This is a genomic window from Psychrobacter sp. PP-21, from assembly GCF_033790785.1.
Lineage (GTDB): Bacteria > Pseudomonadota > Gammaproteobacteria > Pseudomonadales > Moraxellaceae > Psychrobacter.
Window position 1 is genome coordinate 1 of the sequence record NZ_JAMYEB010000008.1, and the last position, 20427, is coordinate 20427.

Here is a 20427-nt window from a genome sequence, read left to right on the forward strand (position 1 = left end):
TTGTTGACGTGACCATTCCAAATGATGCAGACGATGGCATCACTGCCGATGGTGAGTATAGTGTGACCGCCACCGTAACTGACGCGGCTGGTAACGTGAGTGCGCCTAGTAACGCGGTGAGCTTTACGGTAGATACCGCGGCGCCAGGTCAACCAACTGTGATCATTGGTAATGGTGATGATTTAGTTAACGGCTTTGACTTAAACGACGATGGGTTGGTTGAGGTTACTGTGGTTTTACCAGATAACGCTGAGGTTGGCGACACTGTAACGGTCGATGGTATGCCGACTCCGATTACTCAAGATATGCTAGACAATGGTTATAACTTTGCGGTTGAAGTTCCATCACAAGGGGCAGTACTAACAGTTACCGCAAATGTGACTGATCAGGCGGGGAACGTTGGTTCGATAGGTACCGACAGTGCTACAGTTGGTGATACCACGGCACCTGCGGTATTGATTCCTGAAGCGCTTGATGGCGTCAATGCGGAAGAGTTTGCAGATGGCATTCAAACCCAAGTGACCCTGCCATCTGGCACGGTTGCAGGCGACACAGTGACCTTAACAGTGACGCCTGATGCTGGTAACCCTATTACCGTCGAATATGAAGTGACCGCAGCTGACCTTGATGTCAATGATGGAGATGGTATCGCTGAGATCACGATTCCAAATGGCGTTGATGGTATCAGTGATAATGGTGCCTATACGGTAGTTGCTACGGTGACAGATGCAAATGAAAATGTCAGTGCTCCGAGTGCTGCTGTCGAATTCGATCTTAATACGACCTTTACTGCCCGTGATGATCTGGATGATCTTGATTTAGGAGCGTTGCAAGTTACGTACTATGATCCGATCAGTGAATCTGACTTAGATGTTTTGGGGGTTGCTGAAGGTACTGGTGGTGCCGATAGCAGTCTTGGCTTTACCGTGAGTGCAGGTACAAATGGCACAGTCAGTATCGAAGTTAGTCAGACGGCATTAGTTACAGTAGCGGATGCAATTAATATAGAGGTTTATAATAGTAACAATGAGCTTGTTTACGTTGGCACTACTGGTAGTGAGCCATTGGTAGGTAATGTTATTGGAATCGAGTTATTGGGATTAACTGGCAATGATACATTGACTGCGACAGTTTCTGATTTAGAACCAGATGAATATACTATTGTGGTGCGAAATAGTGAGAGCGCATTAGGAGCTTTAGTCAATGGTCTTACCTTAGCCGAGTTGGGTGAAGCAGGAGTTGTACTGGGTCCTGATAACCAAGAAGTTGTTTTTACCACAATCAATAATGCATTAGGTCCAGTTTTAGGAGGCACTGTTAATGGTCTTCTCAATATTGCATTAACTGCGGCTGGGGATGAAGGTTTAGGTCTCGATGCTGTAGTAGATATACTGGAAGATAATGTATTAGGATTAGGTGTTTTAGACCCATTACTTGATGACATTACTGCTGTGCTTCTTAGCAATACCCTAACCCTACTTGAAACCACAGATATTACAGCGACAGTGACTGAGTTCGATTATGCTGATGATACTGTCATTACTGGTAATGTGATTGATCCCGATGTATCGAGCTCAGGTGAGTTGGGCGAAGATACGGTAACGGTGGATACAGTACTGACTGATATCGACAGTAATGATAGCCAATCGGAACCTACCTCTGCGGTAGTCGATGGTACAACGGTGTTTACGATACAAGGTCAGTATGGTGTCTTAGTTATTGATGAAAATGGTGACTATACGTATACGGCAAATGGTGATTTTGCGTCGTCAGGTCAATCGGAGACATTTACTTATACAGTTTCTGATGGCGTTATTAGTGATATAGCAGAGCTGGCGATTAATCTTGATGCGGTCGTTGATATGACGCCACCAGAGGCCCCAACGATTGATGAGCCTATCGCTGGCGACAACATCGTTAATGGTACCGAAGCCGCGGCAAGTTTTGCTGTAACAGGTACGGGGGTTTCAGGCGACACAATTACGTTGACTGACGGCTCAAACAATATCTTAGGTACGGCTATTGTCGACGCAGCTGGTGACTGGAGTATCAATGTCGATGAGGCAGAAGTAAGGGCAATGGGTGAGGGTGCTGAGCAATTGAGCGCTACCGCAACAGACCCTGCTGGAAATATTGGTGCCGCATCTACTGTGACTGTCACAGTAGATACAACCTCACCAGTCGCCGTTGATGATCAAAATCTTGCTGAGCTAGAGGTAACATCAACTGTATCAACATCTACAGCTGGTCTTAATGGAGATGTTAATAGTCTATTAGGTATCGGTGTTCTTAATGGTCTGGTTGACGTTGATTTTCTTGAAGAAAACAACGTATTTGAGGTAAGTGTAGAGGCTGGCAATACACAAGTGATCACCTTAGATGGAAGTGGAAGTCAACTTTTGAGCCTCAGTGCTGTCCTTGGTGGTAACAATAATTTCAATCTTGAGATTTATCGCCAAGAGAATGGCAGTGATCTGGCTGAACTGGTTCAACTGAAAGAGGACTTTCTAGGATACAGCCCAGGACTTTTCGGGGCATTTGGAAGTTGGAGTGCCGATGCATTGACACTTGATACTTTCACTGGCGGTGTTAAAGGTGCGAAATATTTTATTGTTGCTACCAATCCTGCGGCTAATGATGGACTTTTAAGTCTTGGACTTTTGACAGATATAAGTATTGGCGCAATAGCAAGCACATTGACTGACTATACTGTGACTGGAGAACCTGTCCTCGATAATGTTATTGAAAATGATGACGGTATCGGGCAATCGATAACAGTAACTGCTATCAATGGCGATCCTATTAATGGTTCTACGACTATTGATGGTGACTATGGTACTTTGGTTATTAGCTCTAATGGTGATTATGCTTATACACCGTTCAAAAATAATAGTGTGATCGGTCAAACAGACGATTTTGACTATACCATCAATGATGGTAATGGTAATACCGATACGGCTACGCTAAGTATCACTATTAATAGTGATGGGCAAGCGCCAGCCGCTGCACGTATGAGTGCTACCAGCTTCACACTTGCTGATGACACAGCTTCTATTGAATTACCTGATACGCTACTAACCACTTCGAGCGAAGGGGTTGACACTCTAAGCTTTGAGGGTTCAGATCAAATCATTAGCCTCTCTGACATGATGCAGCCTGATATCATTGATATTGGCGGTATTGGTGCGAATACTTTAAATATAGCAGATAAAGATGTTGAAACTACTATCTATGTCAAAGGTGATAACGATGATACGGTCAATCTAGAAGGCGATAGCTGGACCAATATTGGACAGACTACCTCAGAAGGTGAGATGTATAACGTATGGCAGTCATCTAATGATACACAGGTTCATATTGATACTGACATCGTCAATATTATCTAAGACTGGCTGATCTTATTTTAATGCACAGAACGCTTCCAAAATGGAGGCGTTTTTTACGACGTTTTTATAGATATTTTTGAGATAGAGTAAAGTATATTAGGCAATAAATATAATAGCCTGGTTTTTAAATAAGAAAGTAAAAAACCATAAGGCATAATTAAGACATGGATGAACAGAAGGCTATCTGATTGATGAATAGTTATTTCTTTCCAAAAATTGCTATGTCTTATAAAGTGCCGCAAACGATCTTATACGGATTTTTTATTCGTCAGCATTCGCTTAGAGAGCCAATCGATGATGTAGAGCGTGATTTATCAGGGATTGTTTGTTATCAACAAATATTGATAAATTCAGAAGGAATCTAGAGACGATATTTTGGGTGTATTTTTATTATGAAATGTTGGCTTTACGATTGTAAACTTAGAATAGGTGGTACTTATTTCAAGTGAGCAAAGTGAACTCAACAAAGAAAGCAGGTTTTAGTAAAAAAAAGCATATATGACTTAGCTTTACGTATGCATGAAACACTCAGAAATTCTGATTCGATATCGCATATGAATTGTTGCCTTATAGACTAAGGTCTAGTAAGGTTTAGTGCATAGATGTTATATACTTATTCAAGAGCATATCAATAAGAGCGTTCATTGAAAACTAATATGAAAAAATCGCCAAATAGAAAACAATTAACCAGCTGTCATGCAATGCATCACCTTATGACTGTCTTGGTAACGAGCATGTGTCTTAGCATGACGGCCCAAGCAGTAGAGGGTTTTCAAATTAATAGTCTGGTCGCGCAAGCGATTCAAACTCATCCGCTGGTAGGATCAGCCCGCGCCAGTCAACAAGCAACGACTGAAGGTATCAACGCAGCTAAATTAAACCTTTTACCAACACCAAGCGTTAGCTCGGGCTATGACAGAGACAATGACTTTGTCTCACAGGTGACTCTCCGTCAGCCTCTATGGACGGGTGGTAAACTTACAGCAGATGTGAACCAAGCCATATTTGATGACAAAGCTGCTGTAGAATATATCTATGAGCAGCAAAACTCGGTGGCCAAAACGACGATCGGTGCTTGGCAGAGCTATATACAAGCTGTCGCCACACAAAGTGTCCATGTTGAGAATCTAGAAGAGCTTGGTGATTTTGAGGCTATGATGCAGCGCCGTGTTGGTCAGGGTGTATCAGCCCGTATTGAGCTTGACCTAGTGACGAACCGGATTTTGCAAGAGCAGACGTCTTATCAAGCAGCAGTTGAGCAGCAACGTATTGCCGCTGCTCGGCTCGAGCAAATTATTGGTCAGCCGTTGTCTCAAATGAGCGTTACGAGCATACCGAATATCAAAGTATTGGTCGAGCAGGCCAAGCGTCAATCTGTTGATTTTGAGAGAATGGCTTTTGATAGGGCAGGATTCTACAATCCTACTGTTGTAAAAGAGCACTATCAAATCGAATCTGCTAAGCAAGGGGTTGAGTCACAACAAGCGGCGCGCTACCCAACGGTCTATGCTCAGTACGAGCAAGCTTATTACCATGAAGATAATGAAAATGATGGGCAGTTTTCTTTGGGGCTAACCTATGAACCAGGTGCGGGGTTTTCCAACTTTGCACTAGCACGAGCATCACAGGCAGAAGTTAACAGTTTGGTGCAAAACCAAGAAGCATCGCGGCGTAACGTGATAGAAAATATTCAAGTACAGTATCAGCAGTTCGTCAGCGCAAAAGACAGAGAGACATCACTGGTGGCTGCTGTAGCTGGCGCTCAGATTGTGGTCAACTCTTATCGCAGACAGTTTATCGCAGGTCGCAAGTCATGGCTTGAGGTACTTAACGCCGTGCGTGAGCACAATGATTATCAAGTACAGCTGGTGCAGACCCGAGCAGAGATGTTGGGCGCATTTTATAGTCTCCAAGTAGACTTTGGTATCATGCAGTGGCAGCAGTTTTCTCACAATCGTCAGCCTGTGACTTTGTTCAATCCTGTAGATTCTGTAAAACAGTGGTTCAATAAGCAAGACAAAAGCAGCGCCAGTCGTGAGTTTGGTTATGGCAGAAACGATGTAGAAGAAGAGTATATTGAGATTAGTTTGCCGGCAACTGCTGAGCAGGGACTAAATGATGGCGAGTATCTCATGCTGAATGATGACTACAGCATCACGCCGATAACGGAACAAAGAAATATGACAAACCGTTAGATAGTCATTTAAGCGCGCGTTATATCTTGCATACGCAACCATCTAAAATATTAAATAAGTGATTCATATGAGTGCACAATTACAAAAGACATCATCTCAGTCTGTTGGTCACAATGAGTTGCAGCACGCAGAGCAAGTTGATCTGACTGAAACGCTGACCGAGGCTATCAAGCACTTATTTGGTCAGCAAGGCTATCCGGTAGACAATATCCGTCTGCATGATGTCGTTAAGCGCCATAGTGAGCAATCGGACAGACAAGGTCAAAGCATTCATGAGCTGGGCGGTGTCATTGCTGTGTTACAGGGGATTGGTATTACTGATACCCCTGAGATATTAGAGCAGCCTGACGCGGCCTTTTTGCCTCTATTGGCATATCGATCAGACTTGGGTTGGGGCGTCATCGACGGTCAGACGCCGCAAAAAAGCTGGAACTTTAGACAAGCGGACAAGCAGGTACATACCCGTGTCGATGAGCTAGCTTTGGTATTACGGATTCGTTTAAAAGAAGATCATATTAAGCAGCGTAAAGCATCGTTTTCTGACTTACTAAAGTCTGACTTGGGCAACTATAAAGGCATTCTAGCCGAAGCTGTTATTGCAACCTTTTTGATCAATATGCTGGCATTAGCCGTCTCTTTATTTTCGATGCAGGTGTATGACCGGGTCATACCGACTCGTAGCGAATACACCCTCATTATTTTGGCGAGTGGTGTGTTTTTAGTCATTGTCTTTGAAGCCTTCATGAAATTCTCACGATCGAGAATCATGGACAAAGTGGTGGTCGGTCTTGATCAGTACTTATCTAGAGAAGTATTCCAACGATTATTAAAAGTACGTATCGACCAGATGCCAGGGTCGGTTGGCTCTATGGCTGCACAGCTACGCGGCTATGAACAAGTACGCAGCTTTTTTACGGCAAGCACGCTGTTTGGTTTGGTCGACTTACCGATGACCATTATCTTTATCAGTTTGATCGCCTTTATCGGATCGCCGCTAGTAGCTGTTGTGCCAGTGGTGGCCGCAGTCATTGCGATTACGATGGGGCTGGTTGCCCGCAAACGCATTGATGCTATTGCATCAGAAGGTGCGACTGCCTCTTATTATAAAACAGGTCTGTTAGTTGAAGCAGTAGAAGGTGTTGAGACCATAAAAGCGGGGGCGGGCAGTTGGAAGTTCCTCTCGCGTTGGCTTGATGTGATGAACGTCACTATCAAAAACGATTTGGATATGAAGCATGCCAATGACAATTTAACGTACTTCACGCAGATGCTGCAGCAAGTCAGCTATGTGGGTATCGTGATTGTCGGCTCGTTTGTAGTGATGCAAGGCGACATGACGATGGGTGGATTGATTGCTTGTTCGATCCTAGGTGGTAGAGTGCTAGCGCCTGTTATGTCTATACCCAACTTACTGGTGCAGTATGCTCATGCCAAAGCTGCCAAGTTGAATATTGAGAGTCTATTTGCATTAGAGCAGGACAATCAAGGCGTTGCCTATCCATTGTCACCCACACATATCAATGGTGCTTATCAGTGTGATGGTTTGGCATTCAACTATAAAGATAACGACCGTCCAGCCATTAGTATTCCGCAGCTCTCTATCAAGCCAGGAGAACGTATCGCGATACTCGGACCTATCGGTTCAGGTAAATCCACCTTGCTCAAAGTACTGGCAGGGTTGTATGCGCCGACTCAAGGGCGTGTGCTGTTAGACGGTCTTGATATCCATCAAATCAGCCGAGAGACTCTCAGTGAACGCTTGGGCTATTTGCAACAAGACCATCGACTGTTTCAGGGTACGCTGCGCGAAAACCTGCTAATCGGTATGGCAGCACCCAATGATGACATTCTACAAGACACGTTGAATAGGACAGGGCTCATCAATTTGGTATCGAGTCACTCAAGCGGTTTAGATTTGCCGATTAGTGAAGGCGGTAAAGGACTATCAGGTGGACAAAAACAACTGGTTGCATTTACGCGCTTATTATTGACCAAGCCTGATGTGTTCTTGTTGGATGAACCGACTGCGTCTATGGACAATCGACAAGAACAGCGTTGCCTGCAGGTCCTGCGTCAGGAGTTGACACAGGGGCAGACATTTATCGTCGCCACTCACAAAACCGCCTTGCTAGATTTGGTTGACCGACTCATTATTATGGACAACCAGCGTATTATTATTGACGGTCCAAAACAGGCGGTACTCGATGAGCTTCGAAAAAACGACCAAGCGAGAAACAAGACAACCGTACAGCAAAAAGACAAAATTATTCATAAAACCAATCAACCATCATCAGAGCATGCTGATAACACCAAACCTGCAGCATCTAGAGTTAGAAATATCAGTATAAAATCGACTAAAATCAAAAACTCAACAGATGATCAAGGGAAGTAGGCATGTCAGAGTATAAGTACACACCCACCAAGCCCAAGGTTAATCGTTCAAGACTGAGTATTTGGATTGCACTCGTTGGTATTATCTGTTTGATAGTTTGGGCATCATTTGCCAAGATTGATCAAGTTACGCGTGCTCAAGCAACCGTCATCGCTAGTGCTCGAACCCAAGAAATTCAAGCATCAGAAGGCGGCGTGTTGACACAGTTGGCTGTCTCAGAAGGCGAAGACGTCAAGGCAGGTCAGTTACTGGTCGTTCTAGAAGAGGAGCGCGCCAAAGCTGCTGTTGATAACTCTGCATCCAAAACAGCAGCATTAACGGCTAAGCTTGCAAGATTAAATGCTGAGATTTTTGAGAAGCCATTAGTATTCCCTGAAGGGGTGCAACAGTATCCTGAGTATGTCCAAAACCAAAGAGCGCTATACGATAGACGTCGTCAAGCTATCAATGAAGAGGTCTCTTCTCTTGAAAAAATGCTGGTGCTGGCACGTCAAGAGCTACGTATGAATGAGCCATTGCTAGAGTATGGCGATGTCAGTCAGGCCGATGTTATCAAGCTGAGTCGCCAAGTGGCTGATATTGAAGCGCAAATAAATAATAAGCGTAATAAGTACTTTGAAGAAGCACAGGCTGAAATGACCAAAGCTCAAGAAGAGCTGGATACCGAGCTTGAACAGTTACGAGATCGGGCACAAGTGCTAGAAGAGAAGCGGCTAATGGCACCAACAGAAGGTAAAATAAAAAATATTAACGTGACTACTATTGGCGGTGTCGTCAAGCCAGGTGAAGTCATTATGCAAATTCTGCCGACCAGTAGTGATTTGGTCATCGATGCTAAGGTCAGCCCTGCCGATATTGCTTATGTTAAAGAAGGTCAAGAAGCAACGGTTAAGCTCGATGCCTATGATTACTCTATCTTTGGTGCGATGGAAGGAACTGTCAACTATATCAGCCCAGATACCCTGATGGAGCAAACCCCTAAAGGAGAAGAGCCTTACTACCGCGTACTTATTGTGATCAATGGCGCAGAATTTAAGGGTCGCGGTGATGAGATTGTTATTAAGCCAGGTATGACCGCGTCTGTTGATATCAAAGCCATGGAACGGACCGTATTGTCATATCTCACCAAGCCAATTACCAAGACATTATCAGAAGGTCTAGGTGAGCGCTAATCAGTTCATATTAAGTCATTACCAATAGCCATATAAAAACCCCTAGTTAATCGCTAGGGGTTTTTATATGTGAACGTAACCGCTTAGGTATCTAAGGTATTCACCATATGATTACTCAGAGTCTCTACTGTTTTGGTTAGACTGATTGATTGGTATTTCGCTATCTTGAATATTCGTCTCACTTCTTAATTGCTGCCGCTCATCGATTTTTTGTTGATTGCGTTTTTTGACTTCGTTGATGGCTGCACTCAACTGATCGTTAACTGCTTCCACTTCAGATTTTGCTGAGAGATAGTCTTTATCTACTTTTATATTGCTCTTTTGTGTGGGGATATCCCGATCTAGTAACCCTGCATTATTTTTTGCTTGCTCCATATTATTTTCAGAGTTTGGGGGTATAGATTGAGGAGTGTTGTCTACTTGGTTTTCTAGAGCTTGGTTTTCTAAAGGTTGGTTTCTTTGGGTTTGTTCTCTTTGGGCAGGAAGCCTGATTCTTTGCGGTGTTTCTGAGGTGGTAGTAATAGACTGTTTAGCAGTGTTTTGTTTGGCAACGTTAGCCTTGCTATTAGATACCTCAGGTGAGCTGGGTTCTTCATTATCTGCGGTGGTGATAGGTTTGCTGTTACTTGCAGTATTTTTTGAAGCGTTACTATTCTCAACGCCGTTATTGTTTACTATATCAACGTTTACTGCCTCATCGCGACTATCGGTACCGCTACCTTTGTTGTCCAGCGTTTTCGTGCTGGTGACAGTGGTGGTATAGATTTTATCATTAGGCGCTGAGGGTGTACTGCTGATAGCGACTGGCTGATCTGTATTCATACTACTGTCAGCCATTTCTGCCGTATCAGCATGATTGGCATTGAAATAAAAAACGAGAAAAACGCCCACATGCACCAATATCGCAAGACCTAATGCCCAAAACCATTTTTCACGAAATTTCATCATTATATGGCGCTACCTATCTTATATTAGTACCTGCACTGATTACTTTGAGGTTATCAAATAATAAGGGTCATTGGTATAGAGCGTTTATTCTGTTTTTAGTTTTAGTTTTAGCTTAAGCATCTTGCATGGCATCTTCGGTTTCAAATTCAGCCAGCATTTCTGTAATAAGCTGATCTTTTTTGTGCCATACCTGTTCAACCCAGTCAAACATCTGTGCTTTTATCGCCTCATCTGTTTCGTAACCGCCGTTTTTGATCGCCGTAAATAGATCTTCTGGTATCTCGATATGGCGGACATCGACGCCTAGACGTTTGATGTTACCTTTCCATAGGTCACTATAGGTGGGTACGCCATCAGGATAGACAATCGTCATGTCTAGCATACCGTCGATCTCTGAGCCCAAAGCACTCAAAGCAAGTGATAATCCACCAGCACGCGGCTTTAGTAGATGCTTATAAGGCGAGTTTTGTTTGTCCCGTTTGCTAGGCGTAAAGCGGGTGCCTTCTAGATAGTTCAGTAGCGTAAAGGGCTTGTCTTTTAGTAAGGCGCAGGCACGTTTTGCTTCTTCAATATCTTTACCCTTTAACGCAGGGTTTTTGGCGATGGCTTCCTTAGAATGTCGACGCATCATCGGAAAGTCTAGAAAGTAAAAAGCCTGACCAATCACGGGAATATATATAAGTTCAAACTTGGTAAAAAAACGCGTCAATGGTAACCGCTTTTCACTGATATATTGCACGATACTGGTATCGACCCACGACTGATGGTTGCTGACCAGTAAGTATTTACCATCTGTATGTACGTCATCAGGTAAGCTGATGCGCCAATCTTTGCGCGGTAATACATTATCGATGACGGCATTGTTGCTATTGATCCAATAATTAGTGACATCGATGACGGCTTTGTCAGCGACAGCTGCTCCAGTAATGGCCTTGGCTGCACCCATGATCCATACTGGCGGGCCTGCCAACATACTATTAAAAGTAATGACACCTGTTGCCGTCGTTAGAGATGCCGCTTTGCCCAAGATTGGGGCGCGTTCGTGTAGCTTTTGGACGATTGATTTCAATCGCATAGTAGATCCTTTTGCTCATACAGATGATGAGATGTTAATAGTATTTGAATGATAAGATATTGGTAGTGTTGTTATCAATTTTAGCAGAAATAAATCCCAGTGTACGAGTGCTAACAACAAATAATAAATAGCGTCTTTGGCAAAAAATTTCATTTCTAACGTAAAAAGAGCGTACCAAGGAATGACCTTGATACGCTCTTTAGAAGCTGTTGCCTATGTTTTTTGTCTATATAGAGTAGGACTGATTAGACATGCATGCCGCGAATGGGATAGTTGTTTTCTGGTTTTCTGACAAATACCAAACCGTTTGCAAGCGCTTCGAGATCAGGTCTAGAAAAAGGTGCATTTGAGATGTCAACAATTTGTATATTGCCTTCACCGTTCACTACAAACACAGCAGGTTCTGCAAATGGATGATCTGTCTCTTTCGCTGAACGTGGATCAGAGATATAAAGTCCTAGCGTATTCATCTGCTCGACAGTTAACCCATAAGCGATAGGGAAGCTGATATCTAAGTCTTCTAAATGAGCTTCTAGCTGCTCTTTACTATCGCCAGATACAGCAATCACATCGACGCCGTTGTCATAAAATGACGGTAGCACAGTCTCTAATGTATTGAGATACTTAGTGCAGATAGGGCAGTGTTTACCGCGGTATACAACCACCAGCTTCCAGTCATGACCATTCTCAGGTTTGCCAAGTTCTGTCAGCTCTCCATTGAGTACTTGTACTTTCATTTCAGGGAAAGTGGCACCGGCTTTGATTTTTTGAGCATAATTGTCTGACATGTTTTTATCCTTTTAATTTTTTATGATGGTGTGCCATGAGTGAGTGTATTCATTGCTTACTTTAACAATCACTATGGATAAGATGTTGATTTATTACAGTACGTTACAACACCACGTCATAACCGTACCTAACGGTACCAACATCGAGAGTAGAAATGATGAACACTCATTTCTAAAAAATAATATTTAATCTATATAAGTGCCGTTATTTTGCATCAGCACTATCAGCACTATCAGCACTATCAGCACTATCAGCGATCAGCTTGTCTTGAGTCTTTAAGTCAAAATCTGAAGCATCATGACGCTCATGAAGCTGCTGGGAGGGCTCGCCCCAAGTGCGGTTTACTTTGCGACCGCGCTGTACAGCAGCGCGCTCAAGAATTTCTTTGGCCCATCGGCGCACGTTTTTATAGCTCTCAACTTGTAAGAACTCACCTGCCTCGTAGGCTTCTCCAAGTATCAGATTGCCATACCAAGGCCAAGTGGCAATGTCCGCAATTGTGTATTCATCGCCACCTAGGTAGCGATTTTTTGCCAGCTCTCGATCTAACACATCTAATTGACGTTTGACTTCCATCGTAAAGCGATTGATAGGATACTCAAACTTCTCTGGGGCATAAAAATAGAAATGCCCAAAACCGCCGCCAAGATAGGGGGCAGAACCCTGTAGCCAAAACAGCCAGTTCATCACTTCGGTGCGTGCCGCTGCATCTTTTGGAAGTAATTTTCCAAACTTTTCGGCCAGATAAAACAAGATGGAACCACTTTCAAATACTCGGCTACCGGTATCGGTATCAAACAAAGCTGGAATTTTTGAATTTGGATTGACATCAACAAACCCTGATGAGAACTGATCGCCTTCACCGATTTCGATCAGATGCGCATCATACTCAGCTTCTACAACACCCAAAGCCAGCAGCTCTTCTGCCATAATAGTGACTTTTTGCCCATTGGGTGTGCCTATTGAGTAAATTTGTAGAGGGTGCTTACCACGAGGCAATTCGCCTTCGTGGGTTGGACCTGCGATAGGGCGGTTGACGCTCGCCCATTTGCCGCCACTTTCGGCATCCCATGTCCAAATAATAGGCGGTTCGTAATGATTAGAACTTGACATAATTATGGTACCTTCTAGGTTAATGTGCTCAATATTATAGATAAGACGTGATACAAGTAATGAGTCAGGTAAGGCAATTTTTTAGTCTGGCATATCTGCCAATTGCTTTAAAATATTTTTATAATTCTCGACGCCTTGAGCACCGCTTACCAGATGGCGACCGTTAAATATAACCGATGGCACACTTTGAATGCCTTGCTGTCTTGAATGCTGTACCGATTCACGTACCACATTAGCAAAGCGTTGATCTTCGATAACCGCAAGTGCCTCAGCTCGATCCAGTCCAATATCTGCTGCAATACCTGCAAGTACTGTACTGTCACCTACGTTTCGATTATCGACGAAGTGTGCGACAAACAACGCTTGCTTTAAATCGTGCATACGCCCTTGCTCATCGGCCCAATGTAGTAGCTGATGGGTATTGAAAGTATTATAGGTACGAAAGTCATCTGTGAACTGAAAATTAAAGCCAACTTCCGCGCCTGCGGCTGTCATTCTAGCTCGGCTTTCTTTAACATCCTCAGCAGTTGTACCGTATTTTCCCATGATATGCTCACGGTAGTTCCGTCCTTCAGCTGGTGTGTTGGGGTTGAGCTCAAAGGGATGCCAGTGAATCTCATGAGGGGTGTTGGTTTGCTTTAATGCCTCAGCCAGTTGACTGTAGCCAATGGCACACCAAGGGCATACAACGTCTGACACGATGTCTATTTGTAAGGGTTTCTCTAAATGTTCCATATCATCTCTCATTAGCGATATATTAAAATGAAAAACTGCTGCCCGAAGATGTTTCGAACAACAGTATGAAAACATCAAATTGACGGTGTCAGCGCTAGGCTGGTGCTGCTATTAAACAGCTTTATGCCACTCAAACTTTTGGAATGGTTTGTCTACAGGTGTATCAGCCAGATGGTTTGTGTAGTTGCTCATGACTTTTTGAGCTGCACCTAGAATAATTTCTAGAATCTGACGTTTGGTATAACCTGCATCCAAGAACGCTTGAACGGCGCTATCGTCTACATTACCACGACCACGTACAACAGAAAGTGTAAAATCACGCAGTGCTTCTAGACGTGCAGTTGGTAGTGGCGTCTCATCACGTAGCGCATCAGTAATAGCATCATCTACTTTCATGCTTTTGGCGATACCAGTGTGAGCAGGGACACAATAATGGCAGGCATGCTCGACGTTGATAGTTTGCCATACGACAGTGGTTTCTTCATCGTCAAAGCTGCTGTTCAAGAACAGCTCATGAAGACGCTGATAGCCTTCTAGTAAGCCTGGTGCTTCAGCCATAACAGCATGTAGGTTTGGGATCATACCAAAAGCATTGATAGAGGTATCAAGCAATGCTTTGCTTTCTTGTGGCGCGCTGTCTTTATCGTGTAGTGTAAATTCGGTCATAATACAATTCCTAGTAGTCGGTTTAAACTTAATATGTTTTAGGGTTTTAAGATAGCCCAAGAGTAATCGTTGATTTGATATCGATCATTATTTTGAATGATTACTCAAAACTGATGATTTTGCTTAGTAAGCGAATCAATAGAGACTACTATAAATGATATTGAGCAATCGCTCAATAATTATTTGAGTAATCGTTCAAATAAATTGTAATGATCAAATTACATTTCTACAATATGTAGCAATTATGATAATAATATCAATAGCCTAATGAAGTAACACTGTGTAAGTGAGCGCATTTATAAAGTGATAAAAGCGTATTGACGGGTCATAAGCAGCAATGACAAAGAGAGATAATTAAGTCATTGCCGCACCATGACAGTGCTAGAGTAAATATGTACCAAAGAATAGGAGTAGAAATAGAGAGCAGACTGTTATCCTTTTGCTATTTCTTTATGTTGACGTTGACACTTATTGAGTGGGTATGAGCTTTGGAGAGGAAGTTAACGAACCTCAGTCATCTCGTGCAGAACAAATGACTCGACGGCATCCTCAGTCGCTGCTGAAAAATCTTTTAGATGCTGGTTTTTCATATGAACCTGCCATAATTCACGTGTTGCCCAACTTTCATGGAACATAAAATGAGCAGGGTTGTCGTTATCTTGGAACAGATCATAACGAATACATCCTTCCTCATCACGTGTTATGGGTATCAGTTTCTCAAGTTCAGATTTGACAAGAGCAACGCTATTATCTTTTGCCGTTATATGAGCAATAATCGTTAATACAGACATTTTTAATCCTTTTTACTATGAGTTGGTGAGACAGTTAGAGTGGATTGTATGGGTACATAATTTATCATATCAACATATATTGCTACTTGAACGAACGTTCATTTATGGCTATAGTGTTTGCCAGACAATAAGAAAACGCTTCAAATCATGACGCCTATTTTTGTTCTCTCTACTATTTTTTATGTTTTTTCTACTGCCTTTTATAGTCATCAAACGACTATCTCCCAATAGGATAAGATTATGCTTAAGTTTTATTTTCATCAAACCCCAAACCCAATGAAAGTGGCACTGTTTCTTGAAGAGACAGGTTTGCCATACGAACTCGTCGCTGTTGATACTCTAAAAGGTGAGCAACATACGCCTGAGTACCGTGCTATCAATCCAAATGGTAAAACTCCAGCGCTCGAAGATGATGGCAAACGTGTATTTGACTCTACTGCTATCTTGATGTACTTGTCGGAAAAGACAGGACAATTGGCAGGCAAGCCAGAAGACCGTAGCGAGATGCTGTCATGGCTTATGTTCATTGCATCAGGACTGGGTCCTTTTTCTGGTCAATCGGTTCACTTTAGACACAAAGCACCAGAAAAAATCGCTTATGCCATCAATCGCTATCTTCGTGAAGCTGAGCGTCATTATGAAGTGCTAGACACGCATCTACAAGATCGCGAATATCTGATTGGGGATGAATATACAATTGCAGACATCTCTGCATGGGGCTGGATTGATAAGGCAGCGGTCGTACTAGGCGATGCAGGATTGGACAACTATCCTAATCTAAAGCGTTGGTTTGCGAACATTGATGCCCGTCCGGCGGTACAAAAAGCCCGCGATATCCCTAAAGGTATTGATTTTAAGACTGACTTTGATGACGTTGCGGCACGCGCACTTTATCCACAAAATTTTGATAAAAACAGTTAATCAAAGCAAAGTCGGTCAATAAGCCTTATAATATAAAAAGTGATTAAAACCAAGAACTAAGGTTGATTCTACAAACTTTGCCTTAAAATAGGTTTTAAGGCAAAGCTATTAAGGTGAAAATTATGAGTGCTCCGATAAAATTCAATCGTGAGGATGTGATCGAAAAAGCCAAAAATCTCTATTGGGAAAAGGGCTATCACGCAACGTCGATGCGCAACTTACAAGACGTCGTCAACATGCATCCTGGCAGTATCTATGCAGCTTTTGGTAGCAAAGACAAGCTATTTATAGAGTCATTAAATCGCTATGCAGCAGAAGGCGCAAAAAGACTGGCCAATTGCATGGCACAAAAAGACACGGTGCTTGGTGGACTAAGACACTTTATTCACACTGTGATCGTGTGTAATAAGGCAACAGCACCAAGTGGTATGTGTATGATCGTAAAAACGGTCGCCGAACTGACTCAAAATGACAGTCCAGAGCTACTGGCACACGCGACAGGGATTTTAGAAGGAATAGAGACCTCATTTGCCACTTGGTTTGAGCAAGCTATTGAGAGCGGTGAAATCAGTGCAGAAAAAGAATCGACTGAATTGGCACGCTATCTTCAGATTCAGATCATAGGTCTGAGGACTTATGCTCAGGTTACTCGCGATGAGGCTGCGGTCGAAAGGTACATCGATGATATTTTCAAAAATATAGTGTAAAAATACAATACAAAAAAGATATTTTCTAACAACAGCACCCTTATTACCATAGTGGTAGTAAGGGTGCTTTTTATTGATGATGCCTATATGGCGTCATGACTCAATTGCTTATTGAGAAGGTTTAGATTCATCAGGATTATCACGAATAAATTTGAGAAGCAGCTCAGCCAACCTTTCACCTTGATCTTCTTGTAGAAAATGCCCACCATTAACGATAGTTGTATGCTGCTGACCATTCGTACCAGGGATGAGTTTTTGCAAAATACGATCGCCACCGCCAGTCACTGGGTCAGAATCACTGAACAGCGTAATAAAAGGCTTTTCCCATTTACTAAGTTTGGCCCATGCGGCACGGTTTTTTTCTGAAGCAGGGTCATCTGGCGTAGTCGGCACCAGTAATGGGAACTGCCTAGCGCCTTCTTTGTATGACTCATCAGGGAAGGGCGCATCGTAGGCATCAATCACCGCTTGCGATAGCGTCGTCGTGGTACCGCTTTTGATTGTACCTCCTGCATTGAACTGCGGCGTATCTTGTGAGAACTGTTGCCATTTACGAAACCCTTCACCAGGATCATGATCACCAGTTGGGAGCATGGTATTGCCAGCAGCTACTCGAGCAAACCTATCTGGATGCTCTGCTACTAATCGTAGACCGATCAGACCACCCCAGTCTTGGCAAAATAACGTAATATTATTTAAATCTAGCTGATCAAGTACAGATTGCATCCAGTCGACATGTCTTTGGTAAGTGTAGTCAGTACGCGATGCAGGCTTGTCCGATCGACCAAAACCAGGGAGGTCTGGCGCGATAACACGGTGCCCTGCAGCCGTCAGTAGCGGAATGACCTTGCGATACAGATAACTCCAAGAAGGCTCGCCATGCAGTAGTAGTACAGGATCAGCATCTCTTGGACCTTCATCGAGGTAATGTACGCGCAGCTCACCGCCCTCGGTGTCATCGACCATCAGATAGTTTGGGACAAAATCATAATCGGGTAGATTAGTAAAACGGTCGTCAGGGGTTCTAAGGGTTTTCATATGTCGTCCTTGAATTGAATAAATAACCGTGCGTTCTTGCACAGAGGTTAGACAGTCTATTAGCAATGAGCATCTGCGTGCTATTCGACTATCATTTGTAATATCAGTGATAAAGCTGTCTGCCTATACACTATATTGATTAAACGTTCAAAATGAAAACTATACCCTACAAGCATTCGTTGCTGCAAACACTAATAGTGGATGCGTCAGTAGGCTTGACTATGTATAGGGTAGGCTTTGCGTTTTATCTTATAGGGCTAAACTAATCGTGACGCCAATATACCTTAACCACGACATCGGTACGACTGAGCGCTAGTCGGTCTTTTAATAGTGGGCGCAATGCTTTGGCAGTATTCGCTTCTAATGCCCCCCAAACTTTATCGATCTGTAGAGGATTATGAGTCAAATAACCCCCTAACTGACTGTCAATCAGAGTAGCCAATTCTGCTCCCGAGTTTGCTTGATTGGTCACTATAGGTAATACGGTAAAGTGATTGTCCTTGCGGCTTTCAGTATTGCACTCACTATCAGTGTCACTGTTGTCGTTATCAATACCATCAAGGCTGCTACGCATTTTTATAGCATCAACATAACATTGATCGGCTATATCCTGCGTCACACAAATAACCAATGGTGGTTTAGGGTTTTTCCATAGCTCCAGTAGACGAGCGACCGTCGGCATAGACGTTTCATCCGCAATCAGTAACGCCTGTCCGTCACGCAAATGCTCAGTTTTTTCGGGAAATTCTCTTTTGGTCACCACGGTGTCACCTGATTGTAGCGACTGAGCCCAACTGCCGCCTGGCGTATCCCCATGCAAAAACACATCGACCAAAGCCTGCATATCTGTAGACGTTTGCCACGCTTTTCTCAAAGTGTAATAACAATGAGATCGAGCAGGGCGTAGATTGTTTTCTTCACTACTATCAGTAGTGTCAGCTGTTGCCTCCTGAGTCAGCGCGTTGTGATCCAAATCAAATAAGTAAGCGTAGCCGGCTTCGTTTGTAGGTACTGAGGCGGCGCGTTCGACCTTACTGGCATTGCTGGGTATGGGCATGCTTAACTGGAGGCGCAGCATATTTTTGCTGACTCTATAACTGTCTTGTACATCAAATACTTGCTTGGTCAGTTTGATTGTTTTTTTGCCCAGTTTTTTATCGGCTTTTTGTTTGAGCGCAATATATTGAACTTGCAGCTCATCAGGATGCGTAATGGAGTCGGCAAAAGCGATAAAAAAAGACTGACTCTGATCAAACTGGTTTTTAGCCGTAATCGATTGATACTCTACGTTTTTTGACTGTACTTGTATGTCGATACCTTCAGCATAAACCGTCGTCAATTGCACCTCTATATTATTTAATTCAGCAGTGGATATAGGGGTGAATACCTGTAAAAACCCTAACAGCTCATCTATGTGTTCTTCATTAATATGACTGATGATGTCTTGTAATTCAGGGGCGTTTAAGGGGGTGTATGGCCTGTCTGTACCATAACTATTACGTTCAGAAGATAAAAGGATATTGGCCATATTGATACTCATCAGAAATTATGAAATAGGAAGTTAAACATTCAATTAGTTAATGATAATTGTTTTTATTATCATTTACGAGTAAAATCATCTTAATTGTCGTTTTCGTTTTGAAAGAGCGATTGTGACTACCCCTTACTTTTCCCAATTTTGACCAACAACGAGTGCCTATATGTTACGTGCAAACCAACTGACCATCAGACGTCAAGACAATACTTTACTAGACAATGTGAGTTGTGAGATTGACCCCAAGCAGTTGGTGGCGCTAGTTGGGCATAATGGGTCAGGCAAGTCGACACTGATCAAGGCACTGGCAGGAGAGATGACGAGTAGTGGGGGTACAATTACATTAGATGAGACCAATATTAGCGATTACGGCAGTAAAGAGCTGGCACGGCAAATGGCATATCTGCCGCAGCAACTGCCTGACGCTGCTGGATTCACTGTTCGTGAGCTGGTGATGCTGGGGCGTTATCCGCATCAAAAATGGCTACAAAAGCCAACTCAGACTGATAGAGATAAAGTCGAGCAAGCGCTAAAGGTTACTCAAACAGAGGCATTCGCGGATCGTATTACGGCAACACTATCAGGCGGTGAGCGCGCTCGTGCTTGGCTTGCCATGTGTCTAGCTCAAGATACTCGCTACTTATTACTCGATGAGCCACTTGCTGCTCTTGATATGCACTATCAAATTGAGGTCATTCAGCTTATTCGTCGCTTGGTAGATGAGCAAGGCTTGAGTGTGGTGATTATCATTCACGACATCAATTTGGCCGCGCAGTATGCGGATCGCATTATCGCCCTAAAAAACGGAAAAGTGTGCCACAGCGGCGATATCGCAAGCACCATGCAACCTACTGTATTACACGATATTTTTAATGTCGATATGAAGCTGCTCAGTCATCCTATAACAGGACAGCTCGTCGCTGTCGCTTAATATCGCATTGCCTCTCTTCTTTTCTCACTCGTCT

Annotated in this window: 16 protein-coding genes; 7 read left to right on the plus strand and 9 right to left on the minus strand. The window is 43.2% G+C overall.

Features of this window, described 5'->3' with window-relative positions; translation table 11 throughout:
• From NJD71_RS08205 to NJD71_RS08220, 4 genes are all read left to right on the plus strand, one after another.
• A partial coding sequence (locus NJD71_RS08205; RefSeq protein WP_319051484.1) for a beta strand repeat-containing protein occupies nt 1-3386 on the plus strand: 3386 nt, incomplete at its 5' end.
• A 746-nt stretch (nt 3387-4132) separates the two neighbouring features.
• The gene (locus NJD71_RS08210) at nt 4133-5581 is read left to right on the plus strand and encodes a TolC family protein (protein WP_319051485.1); all 1449 of its coding nucleotides are present in this window, start codon (nt 4133-4135) and stop codon (nt 5579-5581) included.
• A 67-nt stretch (nt 5582-5648) separates the two neighbouring features.
• Nucleotides 5649-7973 carry a type I secretion system permease/ATPase gene (locus tag NJD71_RS08215; RefSeq protein ID WP_319051486.1) on the plus strand — a complete coding sequence of 775 codons (2325 nt, stop codon included), beginning with the start codon at nt 5649-5651 and terminating at the stop codon, nt 7971-7973.
• Nucleotides 7974-7975: 2 nt separating this feature from the next.
• On the plus strand, nt 7976-9145 hold the full coding sequence (locus NJD71_RS08220; RefSeq protein WP_319051487.1) for an HlyD family efflux transporter periplasmic adaptor subunit: 1170 nt from the start codon (nt 7976-7978) through the stop codon (nt 9143-9145).
• Nucleotides 9146-9256: 111 nt separating this feature from the next.
• Here NJD71_RS08220 and NJD71_RS08225 read toward each other — a convergent pair whose 3' ends face one another.
• From NJD71_RS08225 to NJD71_RS08255, 7 genes are all read right to left on the minus strand, one after another.
• Nucleotides 9257-10093 (minus strand): hypothetical protein, encoded by an 837-nt coding sequence (locus NJD71_RS08225; RefSeq protein ID WP_319051488.1) that lies wholly within the window; start codon nt 10091-10093, stop codon nt 9257-9259.
• 112 nt (nt 10094-10205) lie between these two features.
• Nucleotides 10206-11168, minus strand: coding sequence for an acyltransferase (locus NJD71_RS08230; RefSeq protein ID WP_319051489.1), 963 nt, complete (start codon nt 11166-11168; stop codon nt 10206-10208).
• A 245-nt stretch (nt 11169-11413) separates the two neighbouring features.
• A complete protein-coding gene (locus NJD71_RS08235; protein ID WP_319051490.1) occupies nt 11414-11956 on the minus strand; it encodes a peroxiredoxin-like family protein in 543 nt (180 codons plus the stop codon).
• Between the two features lie 205 nt (nt 11957-12161).
• Nucleotides 12162-13070 carry a glutathione-dependent disulfide-bond oxidoreductase gene (gene yghU, locus NJD71_RS08240; protein ID WP_319051491.1) on the minus strand — a complete coding sequence of 303 codons (909 nt, stop codon included), beginning with the start codon at nt 13068-13070 and terminating at the stop codon, nt 12162-12164.
• Nucleotides 13071-13151: 81 nt separating this feature from the next.
• Complete coding sequence (locus NJD71_RS08245; protein WP_319051492.1) at nt 13152-13805, minus strand: DsbA family oxidoreductase; 654 nt, start codon at nt 13803-13805, stop codon at nt 13152-13154.
• Nucleotides 13806-13916: 111 nt separating this feature from the next.
• Nucleotides 13917-14471, minus strand: a complete 555-nt coding sequence (locus tag NJD71_RS08250) for a carboxymuconolactone decarboxylase family protein (protein ID WP_319051493.1) — start codon at nt 14469-14471, stop codon at nt 13917-13919.
• A 500-nt stretch (nt 14472-14971) separates the two neighbouring features.
• Nucleotides 14972-15262 carry a putative quinol monooxygenase gene (locus NJD71_RS08255; protein WP_319051494.1) on the minus strand — a complete coding sequence of 97 codons (291 nt, stop codon included), beginning with the start codon at nt 15260-15262 and terminating at the stop codon, nt 14972-14974.
• A gap of 240 nt (nt 15263-15502) precedes the next feature.
• Between NJD71_RS08255 and NJD71_RS08260 the strand changes: the two genes are divergently transcribed.
• Together NJD71_RS08260 and NJD71_RS08265 are read left to right on the plus strand one after the other, a co-directional pair.
• Nucleotides 15503-16183 carry a glutathione S-transferase family protein gene (locus tag NJD71_RS08260; protein WP_319051495.1) on the plus strand — a complete coding sequence of 227 codons (681 nt, stop codon included), beginning with the start codon at nt 15503-15505 and terminating at the stop codon, nt 16181-16183.
• A gap of 122 nt (nt 16184-16305) precedes the next feature.
• The gene (locus NJD71_RS08265; RefSeq protein ID WP_319051496.1) at nt 16306-16890 is read left to right on the plus strand and encodes a TetR/AcrR family transcriptional regulator; all 585 of its coding nucleotides are present in this window, start codon (nt 16306-16308) and stop codon (nt 16888-16890) included.
• A gap of 108 nt (nt 16891-16998) precedes the next feature.
• On the opposite strand, the gene NJD71_RS08270 is transcribed toward NJD71_RS08265, so the two are convergent.
• Together NJD71_RS08270 and NJD71_RS08275 are read right to left on the minus strand one after the other, a co-directional pair.
• On the minus strand, nt 16999-17928 hold the full coding sequence (locus NJD71_RS08270) for a haloalkane dehalogenase (RefSeq protein WP_319051497.1): 930 nt from the start codon (nt 17926-17928) through the stop codon (nt 16999-17001).
• A gap of 262 nt (nt 17929-18190) precedes the next feature.
• Nucleotides 18191-19456: a siderophore-interacting protein gene (locus tag NJD71_RS08275; RefSeq protein WP_319051498.1), complete on the minus strand. Its 1266-nt coding sequence runs from the start codon at nt 19454-19456 to the stop codon at nt 18191-18193.
• 172 nt (nt 19457-19628) lie between these two features.
• On the opposite strand from NJD71_RS08275, the gene NJD71_RS08280 reads away from it, so the two are divergent.
• Entirely contained in the window at nt 19629-20393 is a 765-nt protein-coding gene (locus NJD71_RS08280; RefSeq protein WP_319051499.1) for an ABC transporter ATP-binding protein, read from the plus strand.
• Nucleotides 20394-20427: the final 34 nt, after the last annotated feature.